Genomic DNA, 24,656 nt, shown 5'->3' on the forward strand with positions numbered 1-24,656 from the left:
CCGACCGAGGAGAGATAGATTACAGTACTGCTATGTAATTCAAATCGTCGAAGGAGGTTCAGTCGTGTCGGCAGGACTGACTGTGATCACTGGCGGCACCGCGGGCGTGGGACTGGCCCTGGCGCGCCGGCTCGCACATCAGGGCGAGCAGGTCGTCGTCTGTGGGCGGGACCGGACCCGCGTGGCAGCAGCCGACGCCGTACCGGGCATCGAGGCCCTGCGGTGCGACCTCACGGTGGAGAGTGACATCGCCTCCCTGGCGGCAGAGCTGCACGCGCGAGGAGGCGTCCGACTGCTGGTCAACAACGCGGCTGTGCAGTTCGGTTACCGAGTCGCCGAGCACGACCGTGACGCCATGCTGCGCGACGTGGACACGGAGATCGGCACGAATCTGACCGGCCCGGTCAAGCTCACCGCACTGGTCCTGCCGCTGATGCTGCCCGGCAGCGCCATCGTGAACATCACATCGGCCCTGGCCCTGACACCCAAGCGCAGCGCACCCCTGTACTGCGCCACCAAGGCCGCACTGCGCAGCTACACCACCGCCCTGCGCTACCAGCTCGCCGACGACGAACGCGGTATCCGGGTGACGGAGGCCGTGCTGCCCCTGGTGGACACGGCCATGACGGCCGGCCGGGGCAGTGGCAAGATCAGCCCGGAACAGGCCGCCAGGGAGCTGCTGGACGGCCTCGACCGCAACCGCCCCGTCGTCCGCGTGGGCAAGGTCCGCGCCCTGGCAGCCCTTCACCGCCTGTCCCCCGCACTCGCGGCGCGCCTACTCCGGGACAGCTGACCACCCTTCCCGCGCTGTGCCCAGATGCGGAGCGTGACACCCAGACGAGGCGCACAGTTGCCGATTGCGCACCGCCCACCAACGGCCTCCACACCTCACTGTGCGCGCCGCGCACCTCCGTTGCAGGTCGCAGCCTTCCCGATGCGCACGACTCCGCGGAAGCTACAGCCACACCTGCACCGGTTCTCCACCAAGATCGCTACAACCTTTTCCGGCTGTGGCGCACATCACCGCGACCCCACGGGCGTTGGCCGGATCTGCCCCCCTTTCTGAGGTGGACGGCGCCTGCCGGCTGCGGCTTCGATGAGGGCGGCGACCGCAGGGGGGCGGCGACATCTCTTCCCTGGCGCGGGCCGTGCGCGGCGGCGGGGGCCGGCCCTCCGCCGGGGAGGCCGTTCGAGCCTCGCGCCCGGCTCCGCGTACCGCGGGTGGACCGACGACCGCGGCAGTCCGTCGACGGCCGGGACCACACCCGGCCGGGATCAGTGGAGCAGAAGGGGAGCCGTGATGCCACAGCCTTCGGGGCGGGCGTTCAGCAGACGTCAGATCATCGGTATTTTCACCGGGATGGCGGCCGGGGCCGCGATACCCGCCTGGACGATCGGGGCGGCCCGTCCGGCCTTCGCGGCGGGCGAGGCCGGCACCGCGGCGATGCCGGAGGGCACGGGCCTGCCGGACACCGACCGCGGCAAGGTCGTCTGGGCCTACCGCTCGGGCGGCCGTGCCGTCCGCACGGCGGCCGCCGCCGCCCTGGTGGGCACCGCGGCGGACGTGACGGCGTTCCTGGAGCAGAAACTGCCCGCGGCCCGCGCCGAGGACAACCGCTTCACCCTCACCAAGTCCCTGGTCTCGGCGGGCCGGGCGACACGCGAGGGCATCGACGGCGCACTGTCCGCCGGAGACGCGGCGGTCGAGACCTTCCTCAAGGGCGGCTTCCGGACCGCGGTCCACGAGGACCTCCGCGTGGCCGCCACCACCGTCATGTCCCACGGCGACCGTGCCGTCAAGCGCGCGGCGTCCGCCGTCCTGGACACCGACGAGGACTTCGCGCTGCGCGCCTTCCTCAGCGGCGGGCAGTTCACCGCCCACGAGGAGGACGAGCGCGTACAGGTGCTCACCATCCTCATGTCGGCGTCGCCGCAGGTGGCCGAGTACGCGCAGCGGGCGCTGGACGACGGGTCGCCGAGGGCGGTCCGCTGGTTCCTGGAGACGGGCCAGTACATCGCCCGGGCGCGGGACGAGGAATCGGCGACGATCGAGCAGCTCGTCGAGGTCGTCGAGAAGGAGGGCCGCCGCGCCGGCCGGAAGACCGACGAGGCCCTGGAGCTGTCCGCCCAGGCGGTCGAGGCCGCCGAGAAGGCGAAGGCCGCCGCGCTGGAGGCCAAGGCCGAGGCCGAGGCCGCCGAGCAGGACGTCCAGCGCTCGGCCGCCGCGGCGAACAAGGCGGCGCAGGCCGCCAAGGGCGCCGCCGCGGCCGCCTCGACCGCCGTGTCGGCGTCGCGCACCGCGCAGGCCGCATCGCGTCGCGCGGTCGCCGCCGCACAGGCCGCCGCTGCCGCCGCCGCGTCGGCGGGGCGCGCCGCGGCCCGCGCGTACCGTGCCGCGATCGCCGCCTCCAAGGACGCCTCGAAGGCGTCCGCGGCCAGGTCGGCGGCGGAGGCCGCGCGGAAGATGGTCGGCTACGTCCGCTCCGTGGCCCTGAAGGCCGACATCGCCGCCGTGGCCGCCGCCGCGGCCGACCAGGCCGGCGCCGCCGCCGCCGGTTCGGCGGTCAACGCGGCCGCCGCCGCCCGCGCCTCCGCCGACGCGGCCGTGGCCTCCGGCGCCGCGCAGTCCGAGGCCGCCGCCGCGCAGCGGGCCGCCGCCGAGGCCGAGGCCGCCGCGAACCGCGCCACGCAGGCCGCGGGCCGGGCCCGCACCCTGGCCGGGAAGGCGGCCGCCGCCGCCCGCACGGCCCGGGACGCCGCCAACAGCGCCGCCGACCACGCCGAGAAGGCGGCGGACGCCGCCGAGGAGGCGGCCGACCATGCCGGCGAGGCGGTCGACTACGCCAACCGTTCGACGGCCGCCGCCGACGCCGCCCTCGAAGCGGCGAACAAGGCGGCCGACGCCGTCGCCGAGGCCCGCGAGGTCGAGCGGGCGGCCCGCGACGCCGAACTCGCCCGGCTGGCCGAGGAGACCGAGGAGGCGATCGAGCGGGCACGGCTGGAGGCGACCGCCGAGACCGACCTGCTCGAACAGGCCAACCGCCGGCGCACCCAGGAGGCGCGGCTCTCCGACGAACTCCTCGCACTCATCGGCACCGCGGAGTCGGCGCTGAGCGACGGGAACACCGCCGCCGCCGTGACGGCCGGGCGCAAGGCCGCGGTCCAGCTCATCGACCGGTCGGGCACCTGGACCGGGCAGGCCGCCGAGTTCGCGCTGGCCGGGTCGGACGAGGACGTCGTCCACTGGGTCGAGGCCGACCGCGTCATCGCGATGAACCAGGACGACGCCGAGAACGCGGCGGCCATCGCCGCGGTGTCCACGAAGAACGTGGCCACGGCGGCCCACGACGCCCTGCAGACCGAGGACGCCGCCCGGATCCGGGGATTCCTGGAGAGCGGGGCGGTCGCCGCGGCCAGGGAGGACAACCAGGTCGAGATCCTCACCCTGCTGTCCGACGCCTCCACCGGCAAGGCGGTGCGCGCCGCGGCCCAGGCGGCGCTCGACGCCGGAACCGCCGAGGCCCTGCACACCTTCCTGCACGTCGAACGCGCCGCCGCCGTCCACGAGGACGACCGGGTCGCGGCCACGACGCTCCTCGCGAACGGCGGCCCCTACGTCAAGGCGGCCGCCCAGATCGCCCTCGAGGGCGACACGCACATGCTCCGCCAGTTCGTCGGGACGACGCAGTACGACTTCGCGCGGCTCGACCACGACCACGCGACGCACGTCAGCGCGATCCGCGCGGCCATCGCGCGCGCCGCGAAGATCGCCTGGGACGCCATGGAGGACGCGGCCCGCGCCTCCGAGGCGGCCGCACTCGCCCGCAACGCCGCCTCCGACGCCACCGACTGGGCCAACCGCGCGCAGGGCTACGCCGCTGACGCCAAGGCGTCCGCCGACGAGGCTCGCCAGAACGCCGAGGCCGCCGAGGGCTCCGCGGCCGCCGCCGCGCAGTCCGCCGAGACCGCGCGCCAGGCCGCCGCGGCGGCGCGCCAGGCGAGCAGCGTGGCGCGGCACGCGGCGACGCGGGCCGTGCAGTCCGCCACCGTCGCCGCGTCCTACGCCGCGGACGCCGCCGCGTCGGCGACGGCCGCGCGCAAGGCGTCGCTGGAGGCGGGCAAGGACGCGGCCGCCGCCGCGCAGGCCGCGTTCGAGGCCAAGGTGCTCGTCATCCAGGCCGCGATCCGCCAGGCGATCCAGGACGCCCTGGACAACGCGACCGTTCCCATCAACCCCGAGGAGAACGGCCTCCCGGAGGGCGCCGAGAGCTGCCTGACGCCGTTCGGCGACCCGGTGCCGTCCGGCAACGACACCAACCCCTGGGAGCTGGGCTGGAGCTGGCTCACCGGTGACGGCCCCCGGTCGCAGTGCTTCGGCCCGGACGACGAGTTCACCAAGCTCTACCGCGACCACCAGTTCACCAAGGAGGCCATCGCCTTCTTCGCCTCCCGCACCAAGTCCGGTGACTACGAGCTGGGCCACACCTACATGTACGACTACCAGCTCGGCGGCTTCGACGGCGTGGGCAAGTACCTCACCGACTACGGGACGCTGACCACGGCCGGCCTCACCGGCAACCTGGCGTACACCTTCCTCGGCTCGCACTACGTGCGGATGACGCCCATCCGCGAGAACGCGGACGGCTCCGTGGTGTGGCGCTACACCGCGTTCAACGAGTCGGACATCGAGTCCGCGACGCACCCGCCCGTCATCGGCTACACGGACTGGTGGAGCGACACCGTCGGCTCGCTGGTCGACAAGATCGTCGGTGACTCCGGTCCGCTGTCGCCCAAGACCCAGGTGATCCAGTTCGACGTTACGCTGGGGCCGTGACAGGCAAGAAGGCCGTCGGCCGCTGGCCGGCCGCCGCCCTGACCGCCGCCGCGCTGCTCCTCTCGGGGTGCACGGGCTCGGACTCGGTCGACGTCGGCGAACTGCCCGGCGTGTACCGCGACGCCGCGTCCGGCGGCGAGATCGTCCTCGATCCCGACGGGACGTTCGCCGCCACCCACGTCCCGGGCGACGCGATCGGCGGCGGCCGTACCGCCCCCGCCGACTTCGCCGGCCGGTGGGAGTACGTCGACAGCAGCGTGGCCGCCGACTTCGTCTACCTCACGGTCGACGACGGCGGCCTCGGCAAGGCCGGTGGCCTGAAGGTCTACCCGAGCGGCAGCACCCTGGAGTTCCACCCCGACCCGGACGCCCCACCGTCCCTGGTCCTCACCAGATCGCCGTCCTCGTAGTCCCCCACGCCCTCGGTCCGGCCCGGCTCCCAGCCCCGCCGGACCGAGGCGCGCCGGACCGGGCGCGTCGGCAACGGTGACCGCGTGGAACTCCGCCGGTCAGCCGTGCTCAGCGGCAACGCCGGCGAACAGGACGGCTGCCGCACCGAGAACACGTCGGCGCGTCCGAGAACAGGAGTCGAGGCCCGGTCGGCAGGCTCAGCGGTCGGCGGTGCCGGGTGGTACGACCCATTCGGCGGCTTGGCCGGTGAGGGAGGCGATCATGTCGAAGTCGCCGTCGTAGTGGAGGACTGTCCGCCGGTGCAGTTCCGCCGTAGCGGCGATCAGAAGGTCGGGGAGGGGCAGCGCGCGGTGGAAACCCGCGTTGAGAGCGTGGTGTTGGACCTCCAGGGCGCGGGCGAAGGTGTGTTCGTCGGCGTGGAGGTAGTCGAAGGCATGGGGCCAGGTGCTGATCCGGATCGCCTCCGAGTTGTCCCGTGCGGAGTGGATCATCTCGTACTCGGTGGGCCGGCACACGGCCAGGAGGTAGCGCTCGTGCAGTGGCTTGAGTACCTCCTGACGTCGGGTCTGGCCCAGCGGGCGAGGGCGGACTTGTCGATCAGGTAGCGGTCCTGCATCAGGCGGCCCGCCCTCCGTCGCGGTCGCCGCTGCGCTTGAGGGAGCCGTCGGGGTTGCGGGGACCGGTGTTCTTCACGATCTCGCTGAAGTCCAGCTCGCCGGCGTCGATGGCGTCGAAGCCCTCCTGCCGCAGATGTCGCTTGACGGCGTCTTCCATGGCGAGGCGGACAGCTTTGGCTTTGGTCTTGGTGCCGAAAATGCGCATGGCCTCGCGGACCATGTCTTCGTCGAGGTCGATGACGGTTCTGGCCATCAGGATGGTCCCTTCGGGGAGGCTTCTGTGCTTCAGCTGTACGTGCCGCCTGTGCTCGTCTCCTTGAAGAACTCCAACGACTCCCGCTGCCAGAGGTAGACGGTCCAGGGTGAGGGCTCTGCGGCCGGGTCCGTCCGGGCTCGTTCGCAGGCTTCCTCCGATTCCCTCGCCGGTGACTCCACCGACTCCGTGGTCCACGCCTGCGGGGCGATGGGGCATCGGCGGGCAGCGGACTGAGACGGGAGCCGGTCGAGTTGTTGTCAGGCGTCGCGCCACCACGGGGGGCGGATGGTCTCGTTCTCGTCGGCGGCGCAGTTGACGCCGTGGACGACCTCTGAGCCGGCCAGGTCCCAGCCGGTGATGCCGTTGCCCTGCCGGGCCAGTTCCACCAGGCGGGCGCGGTGGGTTCCGCTGCCGATGTCCACGTCGCACGTCTCGACGCTGGTCCAGGAGCGTCCGTCCAGGGCGGCGGTGATCGCCACGGCGGGCAGGACGATGCCGCCGAGCAGCAGTCCGGCGATCCACAGGGCGTCGGCTGCACGCTGGGGGGCGGTCTCGGCCCGGTTGCCGGTGCGGCGGCCCGTGGTGTCCTCACGGCGGCCGGTCTTGTAGTCGACCATCACCCCCACCCTCAGTACATAGGAGGCCAGGCCGGTGGCCAGGCCCCAGCCCAGGCCGTTGAACGCACCGACCACCACCCCCAGGGCTGCCGGAACCACGGCGGCAGTGGCCGCGGTCACCGCCATGGGGGTGACCCGATGTCCGAGGGCACCGCCCCTGGCCGCGAAGTGGGCGTAGGTGGCGCGCGAGACGACCACGGCCAGCACCGTGGCCAACAGGGCCTCGTTCAGGAACATGCCGATGAGGATGTCCGCCCAGTTGCCCGGACCCATGGCGATCAGCGCGTCCCTGGCCGCATCACCGCCGCCGAGGGTCCAGGCCAACTTGAGCGCCGGGACCGCGAGCACCACTGCCAGCAGCACCACGTGCCCGGCCCTCTCCCGGTAATCCCCGGGCGCCCTCTCTTCACTCATGCGACGAGTCTCACGGACCACCCGGCACCGGCAAGGTCCGACACACGTACACACCTACGTCACCCTGACGAGCCGAAGTCAGTAACGGTGACGCAGACGATGACGGCGACTCGTGCAGACGCACCCTTTGATGAAGAACTGCAAACCCGAAGTGATCGACCAGTTCCCGGAGATGTACAACAACAACTGGCGTCGCGCATTTGGAATGGAGCTCCGGTGATCCTCACGGAAGGCGGCAGTCGGGTCGCGATCCGGACAGACGAGGAGTCTGCCGCGTACGTCGGCGTGGATATCGTATGCGGCGAGCGTGCGGCTGCGCCGGAATCCGGTCATGCGGCGCGGGCCGTCGTGGAACTGAGCCGAGCATTGGGCGGCGTGACGATGCGGGCGTTGCTCGGTGCCGAGTTCTCGCCGGATCCTCGGGGGGCGGTGACCGTGTTCGAAATTCCTTTCGGCGAGTCGGCGGGGCTTGGTGCGGTCACCGGCTGCGGAAGTGAACTCGGCCCTCCGCTGGTAGCCGGATTGCCCAGCGACTTCGCCGCAGCAGCTCTCGACGGACTGGCCGGGGACACGGGGGTCGCTGCATTGCCGGCCGGGCTGTTGCGCGTGGGCCGCGCGGGCTTCGACGAGGTCGGTTCCTCCGAGATGGCGTTCAAGCTCGCTGGACGACTGCTGCGGTGCGTGGTCGACGCTCTGCTGCGCGGCCGGGATCCATACAACGCAGTACGGGCTGCGGTCGGCGCCTGGTGACGGCGTGTTCCACGGTGCGGAGGGCCGGGCTGACGCAGGTCCGGTGCGGCTCGCGCCCGCAGGGGATGCCGATATCTGTTACGGCCACAGCAGCCGACGCCGCCAACCCCCGCTGTCGCGCCTGCACTCCAGCCGTACGTGCCGCCTGTGCTCGTCTCCTTGAAGAACTCCAACGACTCCCGCTGCCAGAGGTAGACGGTCCAGGGTGAGGACTCTGCGGCCGGGTCCGTCCGGGTTCGTTCCCAGGCTTCCTCCGATTCCCTCGCCAGTGACTCCACCGACTCCAGTGGCTCGCTCTGGTGGCCGGGGAGGGCGGAGGCAAGGGCGCCCGTCGATCCGGCGCGGAGATCGGCCCGGGCTGCCGCCGTACCGGTCACGACCGGGCCCTTGACCCGCGCTGACCCGGACGGCTCACCGTCCAGGGTCCTCGCCAGGTCGACGGCTCCGTCGGCATGACGGCGGTCGGCCCGCAGCCGATACCAGGTGCGAACACGTCCTCAGAGCAGGTGATCGGCGTTCCCGGCCTTGATTCCCAGGATGAGCGCGCGGAGGGCTTCGCGGGTGTCGGTGAGCGGGGCGTCCTCGTGTCCGGCGACGGCGATGTAGGCGTTGCCGGTGGGGTCGGTGCCTATGCGGAAGCAGTTGGCGCCCTCGGCGCAGTACGGGTCTTCCCAGGTGATCTCGTTCATCGTGGGTTCCTCAGAAGTCGCTGGCGATCCGGCGCATGAAGTCGCGCGATGCGGCGGGTGGGAGTGATGCCGTGTCCATCCAGTCCAAGTGGGCACGATACTTGTCGAGTTGTGACTGGCCGTGCAGGAATTCCGGCCCGTGAGCCGAGTCCAGCTCCACGGTGTCGAGTTGCGGTACTGGTCCCTCGGCGTAGATCACCGCCTGCCCGGCCCCGGGGAAGGCTCCGGCCCGGAACGGGATCACCCGCACCTCGATGTTCTCCCGCTCGGACGCCTCGCAGAGGTGGTCGAGCTGCGCCCGCATCACTCTGGCCCCGCCGAACTCGACGCGCAGGGCGGCCTCGTGGACATACCCGATGTAGTCGATGGGGCGGTCTCGGTGCAGCACCTGCTGGCGCTGCATGCGGAGGGCTACGCGCAGTTCGACTTCACCGGGTGACAGGGGTGGCAGCGCGGCGGCGAAGAGAGTGCGGGCGTAGGCGTCGGTCTGGAGCAGCCCAGGTACATGCATCGCCAGACCTGCCCGGATCCGCCGTGAGTGCCACTCCAACTCGGCGATGTCCATGAGTGCAGCCGGGAGTTGGCCTCGGTAGGTGTCCCACCAGCAGGGGGTGTTGTCCGCTGCCATCTCGGCGAGTGCGTCGACGTAATCCTGGTCGTAGCAGTCGTAGTTGCAGGCGAGAGTGCGCAGCCGGTCCGGAGTGATGATGCGGACCCCCGCCTCGATGTTGGAGACCTTGGTCCGGTCGATGCCGAGCAGCCCGGCCGCGTACTCGGTGCTCACTTGCGCCGCGAGGCGCATCTTGCGCAGCTCCGCGCCCAGGCGCTTCTGGCGCTGGGTGGGTGTCGCCCTTGGCGGCATGTGTCGATTCCCTCCCTTGGTTGCGGCGCCAGTCTGCCGGTTGGCGCGGTGGCAGTGCACCAGAGTGGTGGCAATTTTGTTCAAGCAGTGGCAACGTGCCACCATTTCGCTCTACAGTCTGTGACGCAGCGACCACGCAAAGCGCATAGTCGCCTCGGAAGTGCATCACGTGGACCCGCCCGCGTCCTCCTCCCCTGGGAGGGGTGGGTCCGCGTCAGGGAGACAGGCCACCGGGGCTGCCGAATGCCTCTCCGCTCACCCTTCGTACCCGCTCAGGGAGTTGCCGTGCATCCAGACACCGCGTCCTGCCGGACGCCCAAACTCACCCCCGCCGATGCCCCGTTCACTGCCGTCGGCCCCGAATCCCTCGCCTGCAGCCTCACCCTCCCGGCAAACCCTCGAAGTCCCGGCATCGCCCGAGCGGCAACCCGTACCGTCCTCCAGGCCCACGGCCTGCCCGAGACGACCGACGCCGTCGTCCAGGTCGTCAGCGAACTGACCGCCTGCGCCTGCCGTTTCTCCACCACACCGGAGATCTACATCTCCCTCCGCTACCGGGACACGGCTCTACGCGTCACCCTTTACGACGGCCACCCCCGCCACACCCACCCCCGACTCGACGCCGCCTGCCGGACCCACCGCCGCCTCGCTCTCCGCGTCCTCGATCAGGTGGTCCACGCCTGCCGGGGTGACTGGGGCATCGGCGGCCCGCGCGCCGACCCGGTGGGCGGCACCAGGATGTGGGCGGTGCTGCCTCACGAAGGTGCAGCGGGCTACGCGCCGGGGCGGGCGGGCACGCCGGTGACGGCGGATCCCAGCCGGTGACCGGCACTCTGTTCGCCGCGCTCCACTGCTGCTGACGGCGGCCGCACGCTCCGAACCGTGGCGATGCAGATGCGGGCCGGGCCCTGGTGGGCCGGCCCGCATCACCTGTCTCTCGTCACCCGACGGCTAGAAGATGCCGGTGATCAGGGTTCCCCAGCCGGCAGTACCGGCGAGGTAGGGCTTGCGGTGCGTGGTGGGGCCGCCGGGGTAGGTCAGGAGGCAGCCGGTGGGGCAGGTGGTGGAGGTGAGCGTTCCCCCGCTGTCGACGTACTGGATCTGAAGGTCGGGGTCGGCGGGGGTGGTGGCCCAGAAGTCGCCGTACTCCTCGTTGGCGGTGGGCTGGAACTGCTTGAACTGGGTCACCTGGCCCCAGTCTTCGACGGACGAGTCGACGACGGTGCCCTGGATGTTGCCGGGCGAGGTCAGGTACGGACGCGAGGTCCATCCGCCGCTGCCGTACTCCGTGGGCGTTCCGAGGGAGAACGTGCAGGAGTCGGGGCAGGTGCCGGTGAGCTGGCCCGGGTACAGGTAGAGCTTGCCGTCGGAGGGGTTGCGGCCGATCAGGTCACCGACTCCGTCGCCGTTGATGTCGTCGACGGCGAGGTTGGTGAAGTCCCGCCATCCGCCTGTGCCGATCACGGTAGGCGTGGCACTGAAGGGCTGGGTCTGGTCCTGGCCCCCTTCGACGAAGTTGCCGCTGTAGAGGTACAACTTGGCGTTGACGCAGTTCGGAGGCGAGGAGATTTCACTGGAGCCTTTTGCTCGGCTTCATGAGCTCGGAATGGCTCGAGAATTCAAGATGGTAGGCAAAAGCTCGATGCGGGAGTTCGTGGGGTGATTTCGATGCGAGTTGCTGGTGGTGGTGCTGCCATCATAATTAGTCTAGGGTTGCTGATGTCGGCGTGCTCCATGTCGAAGCCGGGGCGGTCGGAGTCATGCCTGAGTGGAGGTCTCTCGGGAGAGCTAAAGAGGAAGTATTCCTTGGATAATCTTCCGGATGTGTCATCCTTTCGTTTCTGTGAGAGGGAGGATGGGGACGGGTTTTCGGCGAACATGCCATTTGTCGCGGAACCGGCCGAAAGTGTCGAGTATCTGGCCTCTATGGGAATGCGTTGGAAGGATTTCGTTCGCGCTTCCCCCGAGCTGGTCAGTCGACTTTCTCATGCATCGGGAGCGGGGTGGGCGTTGAAAAACGGTAACCCCTACCTGACGAACTCATACGCTCGCGAATGGAACGGGGAGTGCTTGGTGGATTATCACGCTTACGTGCCCGCAGGGAAAGCGTGGAAGGGGGACGTGTATGTCGGGATGTATTGCCAGCAGTAATCGCTCTGACCGCTTCGAGTAGCGCGGGCTATGGAATCGTTGTGTGCTAAGCAGCCGGTGAGGTTCAAGCGAAATCAGCGACATCGCTCACACGGAAAATCGTGCGGCAGGCAGCGCCACTGTACCCCGATGCGGTCCACGTACAGGATCGCGTTCATGATTTCGCTCGCGCTCGGGCGTGCGTCCGATGTCCACCGCATGGCGACGCCGCTCGGTCCGCTAAGACCGTGTCCTACGTGGTGAGGCGGATGAGCCGCTTGTAGCAACACAGGGCCGAGGCAAGTCCGAGAAACGCGAGGTAGTTGCGGGAATGGCGCTCGTAGCGCGGGCTGAGTCTGCGTCCGATGCCTAACCTCGCGCTTTCACGCGGCAGGGCGTCCGGTGGGTGATCAGAAACGCAGAGAGTGCTCCTCGCTGTCGCGCTTGGCGGAGACTGCCTGGCAGACGTGGGCATGCTGCGGGCCGAGCCGGCGGTGTTCGGGCCGGTGGCTTCCGACCCGACGGTGTCCCGGCTGGTCGACACGCTGGCAGCGGAGGGGAAGCGTGCGCTGACCGCACTGCGCCAGGCCCGCGCTCAAGCCCGTGAACAGGTGTGGACGTTGGCCGGTGACGCGGCGCCGGACGCTTCCGGTCAGGTGGTCGTGGACCTGGACGGGGTGCTGGTGATCGCGCATTCCGAGAAACAGGACGCGGCCGCGACCCGGAAGAAGACCTTCGGCCATCATCCGCTGATGGGGTTCGTCGACCACGGCAGGGGCGGGTCCGGGGAGCCGGTGGCCGCCCTGCTGCGGCCCGGGAACGCGGGCAGCAACACCGCGGCCGACCACATCGATGCCGCCCGGCTCGCCCTGGCACAGCTGCCGAAGGTTGGTTGGGATGTAATTCCACGGGGTTGATAATCTATATTCCGCATATGTGCTGCATGTGGGGCGCACCCCGATGCCTCCAGCTGCAGTGAGGAGTGGTTTCGATGAGTAGGTATATTGACATCGCATTCGAATTCAATAAGGCTAACTCTGTGTCGTCGATCATCGGCGCCCTCGTGGGTGGGGGCTGGCGGCCGGATGATGATGGACGGATCAAGTTTCTCGTCGAGCCTGATTTGTTCGATTGGGAGGATATGCCTCTCGATTGCGATTGCGTTGCAATCGAAAAAATGGAGGTGGCTAGGATTGTTAACGGATCGTGTGCAATTATCCTTACGTGGGAGAATACTGGAATCGGGGTATCGTTTCTCATCTCCTCCGCGGGGAGGCAGCTATCGGTAGATCCAAGAGTCGATACGGTTTATAGGCGGGATGTCGATATTTACGTTGACTTCGAGTGGTATATCTCCAAAATTCTTCCTTCTGTGAGTGGCTTGGGCCTAAGCGGATACCGCATCTCCGATCTGCCGGCCTGAATGGCTGCGGCCAGTGCCGGAGCACCCGCCGCACCTTCGCGATCCACGTCAGTGGTAGAGCTGGAGCTGTTCCACCAACGGCAGGCTCCCCGCCCCGAGCCCCACCGCGATGGCGAGCTGGCCGAATCCCCTGGTCCGCCCCCGTCACCCGGCACTCTGCTGGAAGGTGTTCGACGTCATGTTCTCGGTCGTTCCGCTCTCGAACGGGGGATTCGTGAACTGCAGCAGTACGTCAAGCAGTCGAGTCCCGACGCCAACGGCGCTCTGGTGTACGCCTAGTCATGTCGCCTGTGGAAACCAGCACGAACTCGCCGCCCAGACCCGCAGTTTCTTCCACCGCGACAGCGTCGGCTCCACATCGTGCGCGAATACCTCGGCGACCGATACGTCCGGTACCTCCTCGACGAGTGAGCCCCGTGAATTTCTGATCAATACGCTTGTTTACCACCCGTGATTACGGCCACAGCAGCTGACGCCGCCACCCCTCGCCCTCGCGCCTGTACTCAAGCCGCACGTGCCGCCGCCTCTCGTCCCCCTGGAAGAACTCCACCGACTCCGGCCGCAGGCGGTACAGGGTCCACGTGGAGGAATCGGCGGCCGGTTCCGTCCGGGCCCGGGTCCATGCCTCCTCCGATGCTCGGGCCAACTCCGCCACCGACCCCAGCGGCTCGCTCTGGTGCCCCGTGAGGGCCGCGGCCAGGGCGCCCGTCGATCTGGCGTGGAGGTCGGCCCGCGCCTCCTCCGCCGTGCCGGTCACGACCGGGCCCCGGACCCGTACCTGGCGGCCCAGGGTCGGCCAGTAGAAGGCGAGAGCGGCGTACGGGTGGGACGCCAAGGCGCGGCCCTTGGTGCTGGTGCGATGGGTGCCGAAGGACCAGCCGGTGTGGTCGGCGCCGTGGAGCATGACGATGCGGACGTCGGGGTGGCCGGCCTCGTCCGTCGTGGCGAGCGACATGGTGTGCGGCTCGCGTTCGCCCGCCGCCACGACCTCCGCGAACCAGGTGGTGAAGAGGGCGAGGGGGTCCGCGGGGGCCGAGGCCGGGTCGAAGGGCGGAAGGGTGGTCGTCGCCGGGTCCCAGACCCGTTGTGACCTCAGGAGTTCATGGAGTGCGTGGAGATCCGGTGCCATGGCGTCATGGTCACACCTGGCCCAGGTCCGACGACACCCACCTCTCCGGACGCATGTGGATCACCACCTGCTCGCCGTGTTCCTTCCACGCGAAGTCGACGTAGCCGTCGACCTTCTCGGCGGGCAGGTACCGGGCCGACATCTTGCGCAGTTCCTCCTTCGTCGCCGGGTCTACCGCCACAACCGGGCCCTCCACCGACACGTACCGAATCGTCGGCTCCAGGCGGTCGACCATCAGGGTGAAACGGCCCGCGGCCTCGATCAGGCCGTACTTGCGCGACTCCCGGCCCGTCATGATCCATACGTCGCCGCCGTGCTCGTACCAGTACCAGATCGGTACCGACAGGGGTGCCCGGCCCGGTCCGCCGTCCACCGACAGTGCGGCGATGTGGGGCTCGGACAGGAACGTCTCTCGTTCTTCGCGGCTCAGGGGCATCGGAGGATCCTTAAGTATGTTGGGCGGTCAACGGGGCGGGCCGCAGCGACAACACCGCCCCCACCCGTCGCCTTCCCGGCCCTCCCGCGCACCGCTCAGTTTCGGCCGAGCACCACCGTTCCGGACGAGCAGAACCATCCCCCGGTGCCCGAGGCCACGCCGAGCCGCGGCAACCCGCCGTCGCGGGCCCGCACCTGCCGGGTCCCCGCCTCGCCCCGCAGCTGACGTACTGCCTCGACCAGCAGGAACAGGCCGCGCATGCCGGGGTGCTGGGCCGAGAGGCCGCCGCCGTCGGTGTTCACCGGGAGGGCCCCGTCGGTCACCGTCAGGCGGGCGTCCGTCACGTACGCCCCGCCCTCGCCCTTTCCGCAGAAACCCAGGTCCTCCAAGGTCACCAGCGTCATGTAGGTGAAGGCGTCGTAGAGCTGCGCGAAGTCCATTTCCGGTGGTCCGACGCCGGCCCGTTCGAAGGCCAGGCGTCCGCTGGCCGCCGCCGGGGACACCGTGAAGTCCTCCCACTCCGACATCGCGGCGTGGGACACCGCCTCTCCCGTGCCCAGGATCCACACCGGGGGTGTGCGACAGTCCCGTACGTACTCCTCGGCGGTCAGCAGCACCGCCGCGCCGCCGTCCGAGCGCAGGCAGCAGTGCAGCTTGGTGAACGGGTCGGCGATCACCGGCCCGGAGAGTACGTCGTCGACGGTCAGGGGGTCCCGGAACATCGCCTCCGGGTTCAGGGCCGCGTTCGCTCGGGCCTGGACCGCGACCTGCGCCAGCTGCTCGGCCGTCGTGCCGTACTCGATCATGTGGCGGCGGGCCGCCATCGCGTACTTGGCGATCAGGGTGTGGCCGTAGGGGACCTCGAACTGGGTCGGGCCGCGCCCGCCGAAGGAGAGTGTGCCCGTGCGGCGGCCCGCCTTCACGTCCGAGCGGGCCGTGGAGCCGTACGCCAGGAGTACGGCGTTCGCGTGGCCCGCCGCTATCGCGTCAGCGGCGTGGGCGGCCATCACCTCCCAGGTGGCGCCGCCCACCGAGGTGGAGTCCACCCAGGTGGGGCGCAGGCCCAGGTAGTCGGCGACCTCGACGGGGGCGAGGGTGCCCAGGCCCGCCGACGCGAAGCCGTCGATCAGCCGCCGGGGCAGGCCCGCGTCCGCCAGGGCGCGGCGGGCCGCCTGGGCGTGGAGGGTGTACGGCGTCGCGTCGGGTACTCCTCCGCAGTCGGAGAGGGCGACGCCCACCACTGCGACGTTCCGGCTCCCGCGTGTCATCGGCGGCCTCCCGACCCTGGGCAATCCGTCCCCGCCCCCCTAATATGACGGACCGTCAGATGAAGACGGAAGAGTCAGGCAAGAGCCAGGGAGCCGCCATGGACGCCCGCCTCACCGCCGAGCAGGACGACATCCGCCGCGCCCTGCGCGAACTCCTCCGCAAGCGGTGCACCGGCGCCGACGTCCGGCACGCCGTCGACACCCCCGCCGGACACGACCCCGCCCTGTGGACCGCCCTCGCCGGCCACCTCGGCCTGCCCGGGCTCGCCCTGCCCGAGACGTACGGCGGCGTCGGCTGCTCGGTGACCGAACTCGCCCTCGCCGCCGAGGAGACGGGACGCGTCCTGGCGCCGAGCCCGCTGCTGGCCACCGCCGTCCTCGCCGCCCCCCTGCTGCTCGCCCTCGGCACCGACGTCCAGCGCGCCGAGCTGCTGCCGCGCATCGCCGCCGGACAGCTCACCGCCGCCCTCGCCGTGCCCGGGTCCGCCCTCGCCACCGCGCTCGCGCTGACCGGCCCCAACAGCGGCGAGTGGGCGGGCGGCGGGCGCGCCGGGGGTGTCCAGGCCCGCCGGGTCGGCGGTGGCTGGCGGCTGTACGGGGAGGCGGCCCAGGTCCTCGACGGGCACGACGCCGGACTGCTGCTGGTCGCCGCCCACAGCGGGGGGTACGTCCGCTCGCGCGTGCTGCTGTTCCTCGTGTCCGGGGAGGCGTCCGGACTGGTCCGGGTGCGGCAGACCGCGCTGGACGCCACCCGGCCCCGGGGACGGATCCAGCTCCGCGACACCGAGGCCGAACTGCTGGGCGACGGTGATCCGGCCGCCGTGCTCACCGCGCTCGCCGCCACCGGCGACACCGCCGCCGCCCACCTGGCCTGCGAGGCGGTCGGCGCGGCGGAACGGGCGCTGGAGCTGACCGTCGGGCACGTCGGGCGGCGCGAGCAGTTCGGGCGGCCCATCGGGTCCTTCCAGGCCGTGCAGCACCGGCTGGCCGACGTCTACGTCCGGGTGCAGGCGGCCCGCTCGGCGGCCCACCACGCCGCCTTCGCGGCCGGGTCCGGCCGCGAAGACGAAAGGGAGTGGGTCGGCGGGCTCGCCCTCGCCCAGGCCCTGGACGCGCTGCGGGTCTCCGCCGCCGAGGCGGTCCAACTGCACGGGGGGCTCGGTTTCACCTGGGAGCACGACGCGCACCTCTACGTGAAGCGGGCCGCCGGTGACGAGTTGCTCTTCGGGCCCGTGCACCGGCTGCGGGCCCGCGCGGCCGACCGGGCCGGCCTCTTCGACGCGTCCGATGCACGCGATACATCCGACGCGCGCGATACACGCGATACATACGACGCCTCCGACCGGAAGGCGGTGGTCCTGTGATCGGCGTCAGGCTCGTGCAGAAGGTGTCCGCCACCCGTGCCTTCGCCCGGATCGGGCCGCACGTCTTCCCGCCGCTCGACCGTGCCGTGCACCGCCTCACCCGCGGGAAGGTCCTGCTCAGCGCCCAGATGCTGCCGGGGGTCGTCCTCACCTCCACCGGCGCCCGCAGTGGGCAGGCCCGGCGCACCCCGCTCGCCTGCATGCCCGACGACAGCGGCTGGATCCTCGTCGGGTCCAACTTCGGCCGGCCCGGCCACCCCGCCTGGACCCACAACCTGCTCGCCCACCCCGACGCCGAGATCAGCTGGAAGGGTGCCGACGTCCCCGTCACCGCCCGCCTGCTCAAGGGGGAGGAGCGCGAGGCCGCCTGGAAGGCCGTCCTGGCGTTCTGGCCGCCGTACGCCGCCTACCAGGAGCGGGTGGAGCGCGAGATCCGCCTCTTCCGGCTCACCCGGCGGGCGTCATAGGCGTACGCCACGGGGACTGCGTCACAGCGCGTGCTGGACCAGCAGGAACGCCCCTATGCCCAGCATGGCCGCGCCCGAGGTGCGGGTCACCGCGCGGGCCGCGGCCGGGCGGGCCGACAGGAGGGCGCGGGACAGGGCGCCCACGATGCCGTAGACCAGGGCGCAGCACGCCATGTGCAGGACGCCGAGGGTGGCGGTCTGGGCGGCCACCGGGAGGCGGGCGGCGCTGCCGGTGGTGAGGAACTGCGGAAGTACTGACAGGTACAGCAGCAGCCCCTTCGGGTTCAGGCCGCTGATCGCCGCCCCGCGCAGGAAGACCGACGTACGCGACGACCCCAGCGTCTCTGCGCCCGTCCCCGTCCCCGTCTCCTCGCCCGTCCCTGTCCCCGTCTCCTCGCCCGCCCCCGGCACCCCCGGCCGCCGTACGACCCCCCAGCCCAGCCACACCAGGTACGCCGCACCCGCCACCGTCAGGGCGGTGAGCAGCGCCGGGGAGCCGGCCACCAGGACGGCCAGGCCCGCCGCCGCCAGCGCCGTGTGCAGGGCGTAGCCGCTGACCAGGCCCGCCACCGCGATCCCCACCGACGCCGGCCGACCGCGCAGCCCGGCGGCGATCGTGTACGCCCAGTCGGCGCCCGGTACGCACACCAGCAGCAGGTCGACGGCGAGGAAAGAGAACAGCGCTCCTGAGTCCATGACGGTGAGATTAGGAACTTTTGTCGCGAAAGTGTTCCTGAAGTTTGCCACCAGGCCATCCCATGCCGGGAAAATATGCCTCATGGACGACGTGGACCGGAAAATCCTTGCCGAGCTGCAGCAGGACGGGCGGCTGACCGTGACCGAGCTGGCCGCGCGGGTGCGGCTGAGCGTCTCGCCGTGCCACCGCCGGTTGCGCGAGCTGGAGCGGTCGGGGGCGATCAGCGGGTACCGGGCGCTGGTGGAGCCGACCGCGCTGGGGCTGACCTTCGAGGCGCTGGTCTTCGTGTCCATGCGGCAGGAGGACCGGGACACGGTCGCCGAGTTCGAGAAGGCGCTGGCCGACATCCCGCACGTACTGGACGCCGAGCGGCTGTTCGGCGAGCCCGACTACCTGCTGCGGGTGGCCACCGCCGACCTCGCCGCCTTCCAGCGGCTCTACGACGAGCGGCTGGCGACGCTGCCGGGCGTGCAGCGGCTGACGTCGACGCTGGTGATGAAGCACGTGGTCAAGGACCGGCCCCTGCCCGCACAGGCATGAGCCTCTGGCCGCCCGTGCCCCGTGCGGCCCTGAGCCGCCGCCCCGTAAAGCCGCGAGCGGTGGCCACCCGTGCGTCAGGTGGACCACCGCTCGTGAGACAGGACGTGAGGGTTACTTCGTGGGCTTCTTCCCGGTGACGCCCAGGTGCACCAACAACGCTACGTTCGGCTTGAGTTCGGCCTGCTTCACACCCCAGCTGGTGAAGCCCTTCTGGTGCGAGGCGACCGCCGCGAGCATGGCGACGAGCGAACCGGCGATCGCCGCCGGGTTCACGTCCTTGTCGACCCGCCCCTTGGCCTGGAGCTCGGCGACCGCGTCCGCGAGGGAGTTGTTCACCGAGTTGAGGATCTTCATCCGGAGTTTGTAGAAGCGTTTGTCCCCCTCGGCCGCGCCGAGGTCGACGACGCGCAGGATCGCGTCGTTGTTCCGCCAGAACTCCAGGAAGCCGTCGGTCAGTTCCTGCGCGGTCTGCCAGCCGGCCTTGCCGACCCAGGAACGCCCCTCCAGCAGCTCGGCCAACCCGGCGCCCTCGGCGGCCATTTGCTCGGCGATCTCCAGGACGGCTCCCTCGACGTCCGGGAAGTACTGGTAGAAGGTCGCGGGCGAAGTGCCCGCCTTCCGGGCCACGTCGATCACCTTGACGTCCCGGTAGGGAGAGGAGCTGAGCATCTCGCTGAGGCAGTCCAGCAGCTTCTGCCGCGTCGCCTGCCCGCGCCGACCGGCAACGCGGCCGTCGACGGTACGCACTTGTCCTGTCATGCCGTCAGCTTACCGAGGGGGTGTCCGAGCGCGATTCGGCCGACTGCAAATGGGGTGCGCGGGTGCTCGGAGGCGGGTGTTGCTGGTCTGCGGGGTGCGTCGGCCGCCGCTACTTTGGGTTCATGGCCGAAAACAGGGCATCGGAGTCAACGGGGGCATCGGAGTCATCAGGGGCGCCGGAGTCGTCGGGGTCGTCGGGGTCCTCGGAACCGACAGCGTCGCCTGAGTCACCGCCCCCGCCCCCGCCCGGCTCCCCCGAGCGCGTGGAGTCACCGCCCCCGCCCGGCTCCCCCGAGCGCGCGGAGGCACCCCCACCACCCCCCTCCGGCGCCACCGAGAGCGCGGCGGCGCGGCTGTACGCCGAGGGCGTCCCCTGCTGGGTCGACGCCCAGCTGCCCGATCTCGACGCGGGCCGCCGCTTCTACGGCGAGCTCTTCGGATGGACGTTCGAGGACGCGTACGGCGGCTCGGTGTGGGCCCGGCTGGACGGTGAGCCCGTCGCCGCGCTCGCCCACAAGGCGGACGGGCGGATGCCCACCGTCTGGACGGTGTACTTCGCCGCCCCGGACATCGAGGCGACCGCCCGCCGGGTCCTGGCCGCCGGGGGTCAGGTCGTGATGGCTCCGCTGCGGGTCGCCCGGCTGGGTGTCGCCGCCCTCGTGACCGATCCCGAGAACGCCGTCTTCGGCCTGTGGCAGGCCGACACCCACCCAGGCTTCGGGCGGCGGCGCGCCCCCGGCGCCTTCACCTGGGCGCAGCTGTACACCCGCGACACCGAGCGCGCCAACGCCTTCTACGGCGATCTCTTCCACGACGCCCTGTTCGGCCCGGACGCCGACCCCGACTTCGGGCGGGCGCCCGTCTCCGACGTCTTCCCCGCGGAGATGCCCCCGCACTTCGTCGTCCATTTCCAGGTGGCGGACTGCGGCGCGGCGCTCGATACGGTCATCCGGCTCGGCGGCCGGGTGCGGGCCGGCCCGTTCACCGCCTCGTACGGCACGGTCGCCGTCGTCAGCGACAATCAGGGGGCGTCGTTCGCGCTGCTGGAGCGCCACTAGGCTCTGCTCTGATATGAGACACCCCGTTTGTGCAAGGGTTCGCCAGCGGGCGTCCGGCCGGGAACAATCAGGGTGCGTGCCGCCAAGGCGGTGCGGTGGTGAGACGCTGCACGGGGCCGCGTGAACACATCGGTGGCGCGGCCCGTACGGGGAGGTGGCAGGCAAGTGGTGGATCAGCTGACGCAGCACGATCCGCGGCGGATCGGGCCGTTCGAGGTGCTGGGACGGCTGGGTGCCGGCGGCATGGGGCTGGTCTATCTCGCGCGCTCGGCGTCCGGCCGGCGGGTGGCGATCAAGACGGTGCGCACGGAGCTCGCGGAGGACCAGCTCTTCCGCGTGCGCTTCACGCGTGAGGTGGAGGCGGCCCGGGCGGTCTCCGGCTTCTACACGGCGGCCGTGGTCGACGCCGACCCGCGCGCCGCCGTGCCGTGGCTGGCCACCGCGTACGTGCCCGCGCCCTCCCTCGAAGAGATAGTGAACGAGTGTGGGCCGCTGCCGGCCCAGGCGGTGCGCTGGCTGGCGGCGGGTGTCGCCGAGGCGCTGCAGTCCATCCACGGCGCCGGGCTGGTCCACCGTGACCTGAAGCCGTCCAACGTGCTGGTCGTCGAGGACGGCCCCCGGGTGATCGACTTCGGTATCGCGTCCGGCGTGTCGAACACGCGTCTGACGATGACGAACGTCGCCGTGGGCACCCCCGCCTACATGTCCCCGGAGCAGGCGAAGGACTCGCGGAGCGTGACGGGCGCGTCCGACGTCTTCTCGCTCGGCTCGATGCTGGTGTTCGCCGCCACCGGGCACCCGCCGTACCACGGCGCGAACCCGGTCGAGACCGTCTTCATGCTGCTGCGCGAGGGCCCGGACCTCGAAGGACTCCCCGACGAGCTGCGCCTGCTCATCGAGTCGTGCATGCAGATGGACCCCACCGCCCGGCCCAACCCGGCCGACCTCCAGGCCCAGCTGGCGCCCCACCTGTTCGGCTCCGGCTCGGACGACAGCGGTACCGCGTCGGCGTGGCTGCCCGAGCGGGCGGTCGCCCTCATCGAGACCCGCCGCGGCGGCCGGACCACCGCGTTCCCCGCGTCAGGCCGAGGCGGACACGGCGGACACGGCGGGCATGGTGGCCCCGGTGGCCCCGGCGGGCATGGTGGCCCCGGCGGCCACGGTGGCCCCGGCCGGGGCGGCTCCGGTGGCGGCCTGCCCGCCGTGCCGCCCCCGCCGTCCCACGAGCCCGCGCTGCCGGCCCACCCGGCCCGGCCGCCCGTGCCGGCCGGCGTCGGCGCCCCGGACACCGGCCCGGTGCGGCTGGCCGGGGCCGCCGTTCCGGTCGGGCCCGGCCCGCGCGTCGCCGATGTCCGCGCCTCCGCCGCCACCAGGGCGCCGGCGCCCGACCCCGGCCTGGTCGCCTCCTGGTCCAAGCCGCGCCCCGGCGTCAACGGCGCCGACCCCGCGGTGCCGCCCGCGCCGGCCGCGCCCCCGGAGGCCACCGGCTGGCGGCCCTGGCGGTTCCGCATGTCCAACGACGTCTGGGGCACCCCGGCGGTCGGCGGCGACCTGGTCTACGTCACCTCCTTCGAGGTCCACGCGCTCGACGTGGCCACCGGCCGGCGCCGCTTCAAGACCCGTGACGTCGCCTGGTCCATGGCGGTCGCCGACGGCCGTATCCACGCCTCCGACGGCCCCACCCTGTTCGCACTGGACTGCCGTGAGGGCCTGGACCTGTGGCGGGTGCAGACCGAGGCCTGGGTGTACACGCTCAAGGCGGAGCGGGGCACCGTCCTCACCGGGACGCGCGGCGGCGGCGTCCAGGCCTGGGAGGCAGCGGGCGGCCAGAAACTGTGGGAGATCACCGGCTGCCAGACCGACTTCGAGTCGCCCGAGGCGGGGCCCCAGCTCCACGAGGGCACGGTGTACGTCTGGCAGGACGCCCGGCTGCGTGCCCTGGACGCCCGTACCGGCGAGGAGCGCTGGTCGTACCCGATCGGCGACGCGGCCTCCTGCGGCGGCGTCCCGGTCCGGGTCACCCCGGCCTCCGACGGTTACGTGTACGTCTCGGCCGGCACCCGCGTCCTCGCGGTCGACGTGGTCAGCGGCATGGTGCGCTGGCACTTCGAGGCCCCGGCGGTCTTCCTGTGCCCGCCCACCTTCGTGCCCGGCCCCGCGGTCACCGGCGGCGGCCTCTACCTCGCCGACTACCTCGGCACCGTGTACGCCCTCGACGCCACCGACGGCCGCGACCGCTGGCGCATCGCCACCGAGGCACGGTCCTCCGTCGAGCCGGTGCTCGTCGCGGGCGGCCACGTCCACGTGGGCAGCGGCAAGGGCCTGTACACCCTTGACGCGGTCACCGGCACCCCGAAGTGGCGCTTCCAGGCGGGCGGCGACATCGTCGGCGCGCCCGCGGTCGCCGAGGGCCGCATCCACTTCGGCTCCACCGACCACCTCCTGTACACCCTCAAGGCCGACGACGGCCGCCTGCGCTGGAAGCTCGCCACCGGCGGCGAGATCACCGGCTCCCCGGTGGTGAAGGACGGCGTGGTGTACGCGTGCAGCAAGGACCGCTGCGTGTACGCCCTGGACGCGGAGAAGGGCACCGGTACGGCACGCACGTCGTGACGCCGCAGGGCGGTCGCCGGGCTGCGGCGGGACGGACGGCCGGGGGTGCGGGACGGTCGGTCCGGCGTGTGCAGGGCGGTCGCCGGCGCCTGCGGGACGGTCGGTCGGGGCAGGACGAACTGACCGCCGGTCACCGCACCTCGGGCGGGGTGGTCCGCCGGGCGGCGTACAGGGCCGCCTGGCGGTCGGCGGGCAGGTTGCCCAGCGCGATCAGGTGGGGTGCCTGTGCGAACGCCGCCGCCCGGGCCGTCTCCCCGGCCGCCCACAGCGCCCGTACGGTGCCCTGCACGGCCTCGGCGGGATACCCGGCGAGCACCGAGGCGCGGGCCACGGCGGCGGCGCGGGCTGCGCCCGCCTCGGTGACCTCGGAGACCAGTCCGACCTGGTGGGCCCGCCGCGCCGACACCCGTTCGGCGGTGCCCATCAGCATCATCCGGGCGGCCTCCCCGTAGGGCATCCGGTGTGCCATCAGCACCGACTCGTAGGCGCTGACCATCCCGTAGGTGGTGTGCGGGTCGAAGAAGGTGGCGTCGGCCCCGGCGATCAGGAACTCGCACTCCCCGAGCAGGTAGAAGGCGCCCCCGCAGGCCATGCCCTCCACGGCGGCGACGACCGGCTTCCACAGGCCGTTCGCCTTGGGCCCGACGTCCAGCAGCGGATCGTCCTGCATGTAGGGGGAGGCCGGCTGGGGGACCGCGGTGTCGCGGTCGATGCCGGTGCAGAAGGCGCGCGTCCCGGCGGCGGCGAGCACCACGGCCCGCACGGAGTCGTCGTACCGGAACCTCCGCCACGTCCGGCGCAGCCGCTCCGCCAGCCCGGTGTCGATGGAGTTGAGCCTCTCCGGCCGGTCCAGGGTCACCACGGCGACCCCGCTGCCGGCGTCCGCCTCGACGAGCAGGCTCACGGCCGCTCCTCCAGGACCCACCGGGGCAGCCCGTCCGCGCCGAACACCGCCCGCACCCGTGCCCCGATCCGCAGCCGGTCCGGGGGCACGGAGTCGAGAGCGGCGTCGGCGCGGGCGACGACGTTCCCGACGAGCCGGATCCCCGGATGCTCGGCGAGCTCCACGACGACGACGTTGTAAGGGGCGCAGCGCGCGTAGTCGGGCAGCAGCGGCGGATGGGGGAGTACGTACGACCAGATCCGCCCTCGCCCGGACACGGCCCGCCACTCGCTCGCGAAGGACTGGCAGCGGGGGCAGCAGGGGCGGGGCGGGAAGCGGGGCTCGGCGCAGTCGGCGCAGTACTGGACGCGCAGCTCGCCCCGGGCGGCGTACTCCCAGAAGGGGGCGCCGTCGGGGTCGGTGACAGGGGTGAGCACGG

Annotated in this window: 23 protein-coding genes and 4 pseudogenes; 12 read left to right on the forward strand and 15 right to left on the reverse strand. The window is 71.5% G+C overall.

The features are described 5' to 3' along the window. The first annotated feature begins 64 nt into the window (after positions 1 to 64). The 3 genes from ACSLTV_RS14020 to ACSLTV_RS14030 all read left to right on the forward strand — a co-directional run bounded on the left by ACSLTV_RS14020 (position 65) and on the right by ACSLTV_RS14030 (position 5,244). Positions 65 to 793 carry an SDR family oxidoreductase gene (locus ACSLTV_RS14020; protein WP_432137384.1) on the forward strand — a complete coding sequence of 243 codons (729 nt, stop codon included), beginning with the start codon at positions 65 to 67 and terminating at the stop codon, positions 791 to 793. Between the two features lie 507 nt (positions 794 to 1,300). Beyond that, on the forward strand, positions 1,301 to 4,834 hold the full coding sequence (locus ACSLTV_RS14025) for a hypothetical protein (protein ID WP_435612231.1): 3,534 nt from the start codon (positions 1,301 to 1,303) through the stop codon (positions 4,832 to 4,834). Next, positions 4,831 to 5,244 carry a hypothetical protein gene (locus ACSLTV_RS14030; protein ID WP_432137386.1) on the forward strand — a complete coding sequence of 138 codons (414 nt, stop codon included), beginning with the start codon at positions 4,831 to 4,833 and terminating at the stop codon, positions 5,242 to 5,244. Before ACSLTV_RS14025 ends, ACSLTV_RS14030 begins: the two co-directional genes overlap by 4 nt. 198 nt (positions 5,245 to 5,442) lie before the next feature. Here the strand turns inward: ACSLTV_RS14030 and ACSLTV_RS14035 are convergent. The 3 genes and pseudogenes from ACSLTV_RS14035 to ACSLTV_RS14045 form a co-directional block, all read right to left on the reverse strand. Further along, positions 5,443 to 5,861 (reverse strand): annotated as a pseudogene (locus ACSLTV_RS14035) (PIN domain nuclease). Continuing rightward, the gene (locus ACSLTV_RS14040) at positions 5,861 to 6,115 is read right to left on the reverse strand and encodes a type II toxin-antitoxin system VapB family antitoxin (RefSeq protein WP_432137387.1); all 255 of its coding nucleotides are present in this window, start codon (positions 6,113 to 6,115) and stop codon (positions 5,861 to 5,863) included. Before ACSLTV_RS14040 ends, ACSLTV_RS14035 begins: the two are co-directional and overlap by 1 nt. Before the next feature lie 260 nt (positions 6,116 to 6,375). Further along, the gene (locus ACSLTV_RS14045) at positions 6,376 to 7,149 is read right to left on the reverse strand and encodes a hypothetical protein (protein ID WP_432137388.1); all 774 of its coding nucleotides are present in this window, start codon (positions 7,147 to 7,149) and stop codon (positions 6,376 to 6,378) included. Between the two features lie 87 nt (positions 7,150 to 7,236). Between ACSLTV_RS14045 and ACSLTV_RS14050 the strand changes: the two genes are divergently transcribed. Further along, complete coding sequence (locus ACSLTV_RS14050) at positions 7,237 to 7,899, forward strand: hypothetical protein (protein WP_432137389.1); 663 nt, start codon at positions 7,237 to 7,239, stop codon at positions 7,897 to 7,899. 497 nt (positions 7,900 to 8,396) lie between these two features. On the opposite strand, the gene ACSLTV_RS14055 is transcribed toward ACSLTV_RS14050, so the two are convergent. After that, positions 8,397 to 8,588 carry a hypothetical protein gene (locus ACSLTV_RS14055; protein ID WP_432156370.1) on the reverse strand — a complete coding sequence of 64 codons (192 nt, stop codon included), beginning with the start codon at positions 8,586 to 8,588 and terminating at the stop codon, positions 8,397 to 8,399. Between the two features lie 10 nt (positions 8,589 to 8,598). Beyond that, positions 8,599 to 9,450 (reverse strand): helix-turn-helix domain-containing protein, encoded by an 852-nt coding sequence (locus tag ACSLTV_RS14060; protein WP_432137391.1) that lies wholly within the window; start codon positions 9,448 to 9,450, stop codon positions 8,599 to 8,601. Positions 9,451 to 9,735: 285 nt separating this feature from the next. Here ACSLTV_RS14060 and ACSLTV_RS14065 point away from each other — a divergent pair, with 285 nt between their 5' ends. Continuing rightward, entirely contained in the window at positions 9,736 to 10,275 is a 540-nt protein-coding gene (locus ACSLTV_RS14065) for an ATP-binding protein (protein ID WP_432156369.1), read from the forward strand. Between the two features lie 126 nt (positions 10,276 to 10,401). Here the strand turns inward: ACSLTV_RS14065 and ACSLTV_RS14070 are convergent, their stop codons facing one another. The 3 genes and pseudogenes from ACSLTV_RS14070 to ACSLTV_RS14080 all read right to left on the reverse strand — a co-directional run. Beyond that, the gene (locus ACSLTV_RS14070) at positions 10,402 to 10,986 is read right to left on the reverse strand and encodes a hypothetical protein (protein ID WP_435612232.1); all 585 of its coding nucleotides are present in this window, start codon (positions 10,984 to 10,986) and stop codon (positions 10,402 to 10,404) included. Positions 10,987 to 11,693: 707 nt separating this feature from the next. After that, positions 11,694 to 11,820, reverse strand: a pseudogene (locus ACSLTV_RS14075) (transposase); the annotation flags it as partial. Positions 11,821 to 11,833: 13 nt separating this feature from the next. Next, positions 11,834 to 11,941: pseudogene (locus tag ACSLTV_RS14080) on the reverse strand (IS5/IS1182 family transposase); the annotation flags it as partial. Positions 11,942 to 12,011: 70 nt separating this feature from the next. Between ACSLTV_RS14080 and ACSLTV_RS14085 the strand changes: the two are divergent. Together ACSLTV_RS14085 and ACSLTV_RS14090 are read left to right on the forward strand one after the other, a co-directional pair. Continuing rightward, positions 12,012 to 12,467: pseudogene (locus tag ACSLTV_RS14085) on the forward strand (transposase); the annotation flags it as partial. Positions 12,468 to 12,571: 104 nt separating this feature from the next. Then, entirely contained in the window at positions 12,572 to 13,003 is a 432-nt protein-coding gene (locus ACSLTV_RS14090; protein ID WP_435612233.1) for a hypothetical protein, read from the forward strand. A 454-nt stretch (positions 13,004 to 13,457) separates the two neighbouring features. Here the strand turns inward: ACSLTV_RS14090 and ACSLTV_RS14095 are convergent, their stop codons facing one another. The 3 genes from ACSLTV_RS14095 to ACSLTV_RS14105 all read right to left on the reverse strand — a co-directional run bounded on the left by ACSLTV_RS14095 (position 13,458) and on the right by ACSLTV_RS14105 (position 15,836). After that, positions 13,458 to 14,132, reverse strand: coding sequence for a pyridoxine/pyridoxamine 5'-phosphate oxidase (locus ACSLTV_RS14095; RefSeq protein WP_435612234.1), 675 nt, complete (start codon positions 14,130 to 14,132; stop codon positions 13,458 to 13,460). Positions 14,133 to 14,142: 10 nt separating this feature from the next. Then, positions 14,143 to 14,568 carry a pyridoxamine 5'-phosphate oxidase family protein gene (locus ACSLTV_RS14100; RefSeq protein WP_435612235.1) on the reverse strand — a complete coding sequence of 142 codons (426 nt, stop codon included), beginning with the start codon at positions 14,566 to 14,568 and terminating at the stop codon, positions 14,143 to 14,145. Positions 14,569 to 14,663: 95 nt separating this feature from the next. Next, entirely contained in the window at positions 14,664 to 15,836 is a 1,173-nt protein-coding gene (locus tag ACSLTV_RS14105) for a thiolase C-terminal domain-containing protein (RefSeq protein WP_435612236.1), read from the reverse strand. Positions 15,837 to 15,934: 98 nt separating this feature from the next. On the opposite strand from ACSLTV_RS14105, the gene ACSLTV_RS14110 reads away from it, so the two are divergent. Then, entirely contained in the window at positions 15,935 to 17,200 is a 1,266-nt protein-coding gene (locus tag ACSLTV_RS14110; RefSeq protein WP_435612244.1) for an acyl-CoA dehydrogenase family protein, read from the forward strand. Further along, complete coding sequence (locus ACSLTV_RS14115) at positions 17,197 to 17,667, forward strand: nitroreductase family deazaflavin-dependent oxidoreductase (RefSeq protein WP_432137398.1); 471 nt, start codon at positions 17,197 to 17,199, stop codon at positions 17,665 to 17,667. Before ACSLTV_RS14110 ends, ACSLTV_RS14115 begins: the two co-directional genes overlap by 4 nt. A gap of 21 nt (positions 17,668 to 17,688) precedes the next feature. Here the strand turns inward: ACSLTV_RS14115 and ACSLTV_RS14120 are convergent, their stop codons facing one another. Beyond that, positions 17,689 to 18,363: a LysE family translocator gene (locus ACSLTV_RS14120; RefSeq protein ID WP_432156364.1), complete on the reverse strand. Its 675-nt coding sequence runs from the start codon at positions 18,361 to 18,363 to the stop codon at positions 17,689 to 17,691. A gap of 82 nt (positions 18,364 to 18,445) precedes the next feature. On the opposite strand from ACSLTV_RS14120, the gene ACSLTV_RS14125 reads away from it, so the two are divergent. Beyond that, complete coding sequence (locus ACSLTV_RS14125; RefSeq protein WP_432156363.1) at positions 18,446 to 18,904, forward strand: Lrp/AsnC family transcriptional regulator; 459 nt, start codon at positions 18,446 to 18,448, stop codon at positions 18,902 to 18,904. 111 nt (positions 18,905 to 19,015) lie between these two features. On the opposite strand, the gene ACSLTV_RS14130 is transcribed toward ACSLTV_RS14125, so the two are convergent. Further along, positions 19,016 to 19,651, reverse strand: a complete 636-nt coding sequence (locus tag ACSLTV_RS14130) for a TetR family transcriptional regulator (RefSeq protein WP_432137420.1) — start codon at positions 19,649 to 19,651, stop codon at positions 19,016 to 19,018. Positions 19,652 to 20,016: 365 nt separating this feature from the next. Here ACSLTV_RS14130 and ACSLTV_RS14135 point away from each other — a divergent pair, with 365 nt between their 5' ends. Further along, positions 20,017 to 20,721, forward strand: a complete 705-nt coding sequence (locus ACSLTV_RS14135; RefSeq protein WP_432156401.1) for a VOC family protein — start codon at positions 20,017 to 20,019, stop codon at positions 20,719 to 20,721. 165 nt (positions 20,722 to 20,886) lie between these two features. Next, positions 20,887 to 23,334 carry a PQQ-binding-like beta-propeller repeat protein gene (locus ACSLTV_RS14140; RefSeq protein WP_435612237.1) on the forward strand — a complete coding sequence of 816 codons (2,448 nt, stop codon included), beginning with the start codon at positions 20,887 to 20,889 and terminating at the stop codon, positions 23,332 to 23,334. A 130-nt stretch (positions 23,335 to 23,464) separates the two neighbouring features. Here ACSLTV_RS14140 and ACSLTV_RS14145 read toward each other — a convergent pair whose 3' ends face one another. Further along, positions 23,465 to 24,238, reverse strand: a complete 774-nt coding sequence (locus tag ACSLTV_RS14145) for an enoyl-CoA hydratase/isomerase family protein (RefSeq protein ID WP_432137402.1) — start codon at positions 24,236 to 24,238, stop codon at positions 23,465 to 23,467. Next, positions 24,235 to 24,654 (reverse strand): Zn-ribbon domain-containing OB-fold protein, encoded by a 420-nt coding sequence (locus ACSLTV_RS14150; RefSeq protein WP_432137403.1) that lies wholly within the window; start codon positions 24,652 to 24,654, stop codon positions 24,235 to 24,237. The genes ACSLTV_RS14145 and ACSLTV_RS14150 overlap by 4 nt, the downstream gene beginning before the upstream one ends. Positions 24,655 to 24,656: the final 2 nt, after the last annotated feature.

Source organism: Streptomyces sp. bgisy159, from assembly GCF_965341775.1.
GTDB lineage: Bacteria > Actinomycetota > Actinomycetes > Streptomycetales > Streptomycetaceae > Streptomyces.

Bases quoted from the DNA above. Each gene is read 5' to 3' on its own strand.
- ACSLTV_RS14090 (WP_435612233.1), top strand. From the start codon at position 12,572: ATGAGTAGGTATATTGACATCGCATTCGAATTCAATAAGGCTAACTCT.
- ACSLTV_RS14025 (WP_435612231.1), top strand. From the start codon at position 1,301: ATGCCACAGCCTTCGGGGCGGGCGTTCAGCAGACGTCAGATCATCGGT.
- ACSLTV_RS14100 (WP_435612235.1), bottom strand. From the start codon at position 14,568: ATGCCCCTGAGCCGCGAAGAACGAGAGACGTTCCTGTCCGAGCCCCAC.
- ACSLTV_RS14110 (WP_435612244.1), top strand. From the start codon at position 15,935: ATGGACGCCCGCCTCACCGCCGAGCAGGACGACATCCGCCGCGCCCTG.
- ACSLTV_RS14060 (WP_432137391.1), bottom strand. From the start codon at position 9,450: ATGCCGCCAAGGGCGACACCCACCCAGCGCCAGAAGCGCCTGGGCGCG.
- ACSLTV_RS14105 (WP_435612236.1), bottom strand. From the start codon at position 15,836: ATGACACGCGGGAGCCGGAACGTCGCAGTGGTGGGCGTCGCCCTCTCC.
- ACSLTV_RS14120 (WP_432156364.1), bottom strand. From the start codon at position 18,363: ATGGACTCAGGAGCGCTGTTCTCTTTCCTCGCCGTCGACCTGCTGCTG.
- ACSLTV_RS14125 (WP_432156363.1), top strand. From the start codon at position 18,446: ATGGACGACGTGGACCGGAAAATCCTTGCCGAGCTGCAGCAGGACGGG.
- ACSLTV_RS14040 (WP_432137387.1), bottom strand. From the start codon at position 6,115: ATGGCCAGAACCGTCATCGACCTCGACGAAGACATGGTCCGCGAGGCC.
- ACSLTV_RS14095 (WP_435612234.1), bottom strand. From the start codon at position 14,132: ATGGCACCGGATCTCCACGCACTCCATGAACTCCTGAGGTCACAACGG.
- ACSLTV_RS14055 (WP_432156370.1), bottom strand. From the start codon at position 8,588: ATGAACGAGATCACCTGGGAAGACCCGTACTGCGCCGAGGGCGCCAAC.
- ACSLTV_RS14045 (WP_432137388.1), bottom strand. From the start codon at position 7,149: ATGAGTGAAGAGAGGGCGCCCGGGGATTACCGGGAGAGGGCCGGGCAC.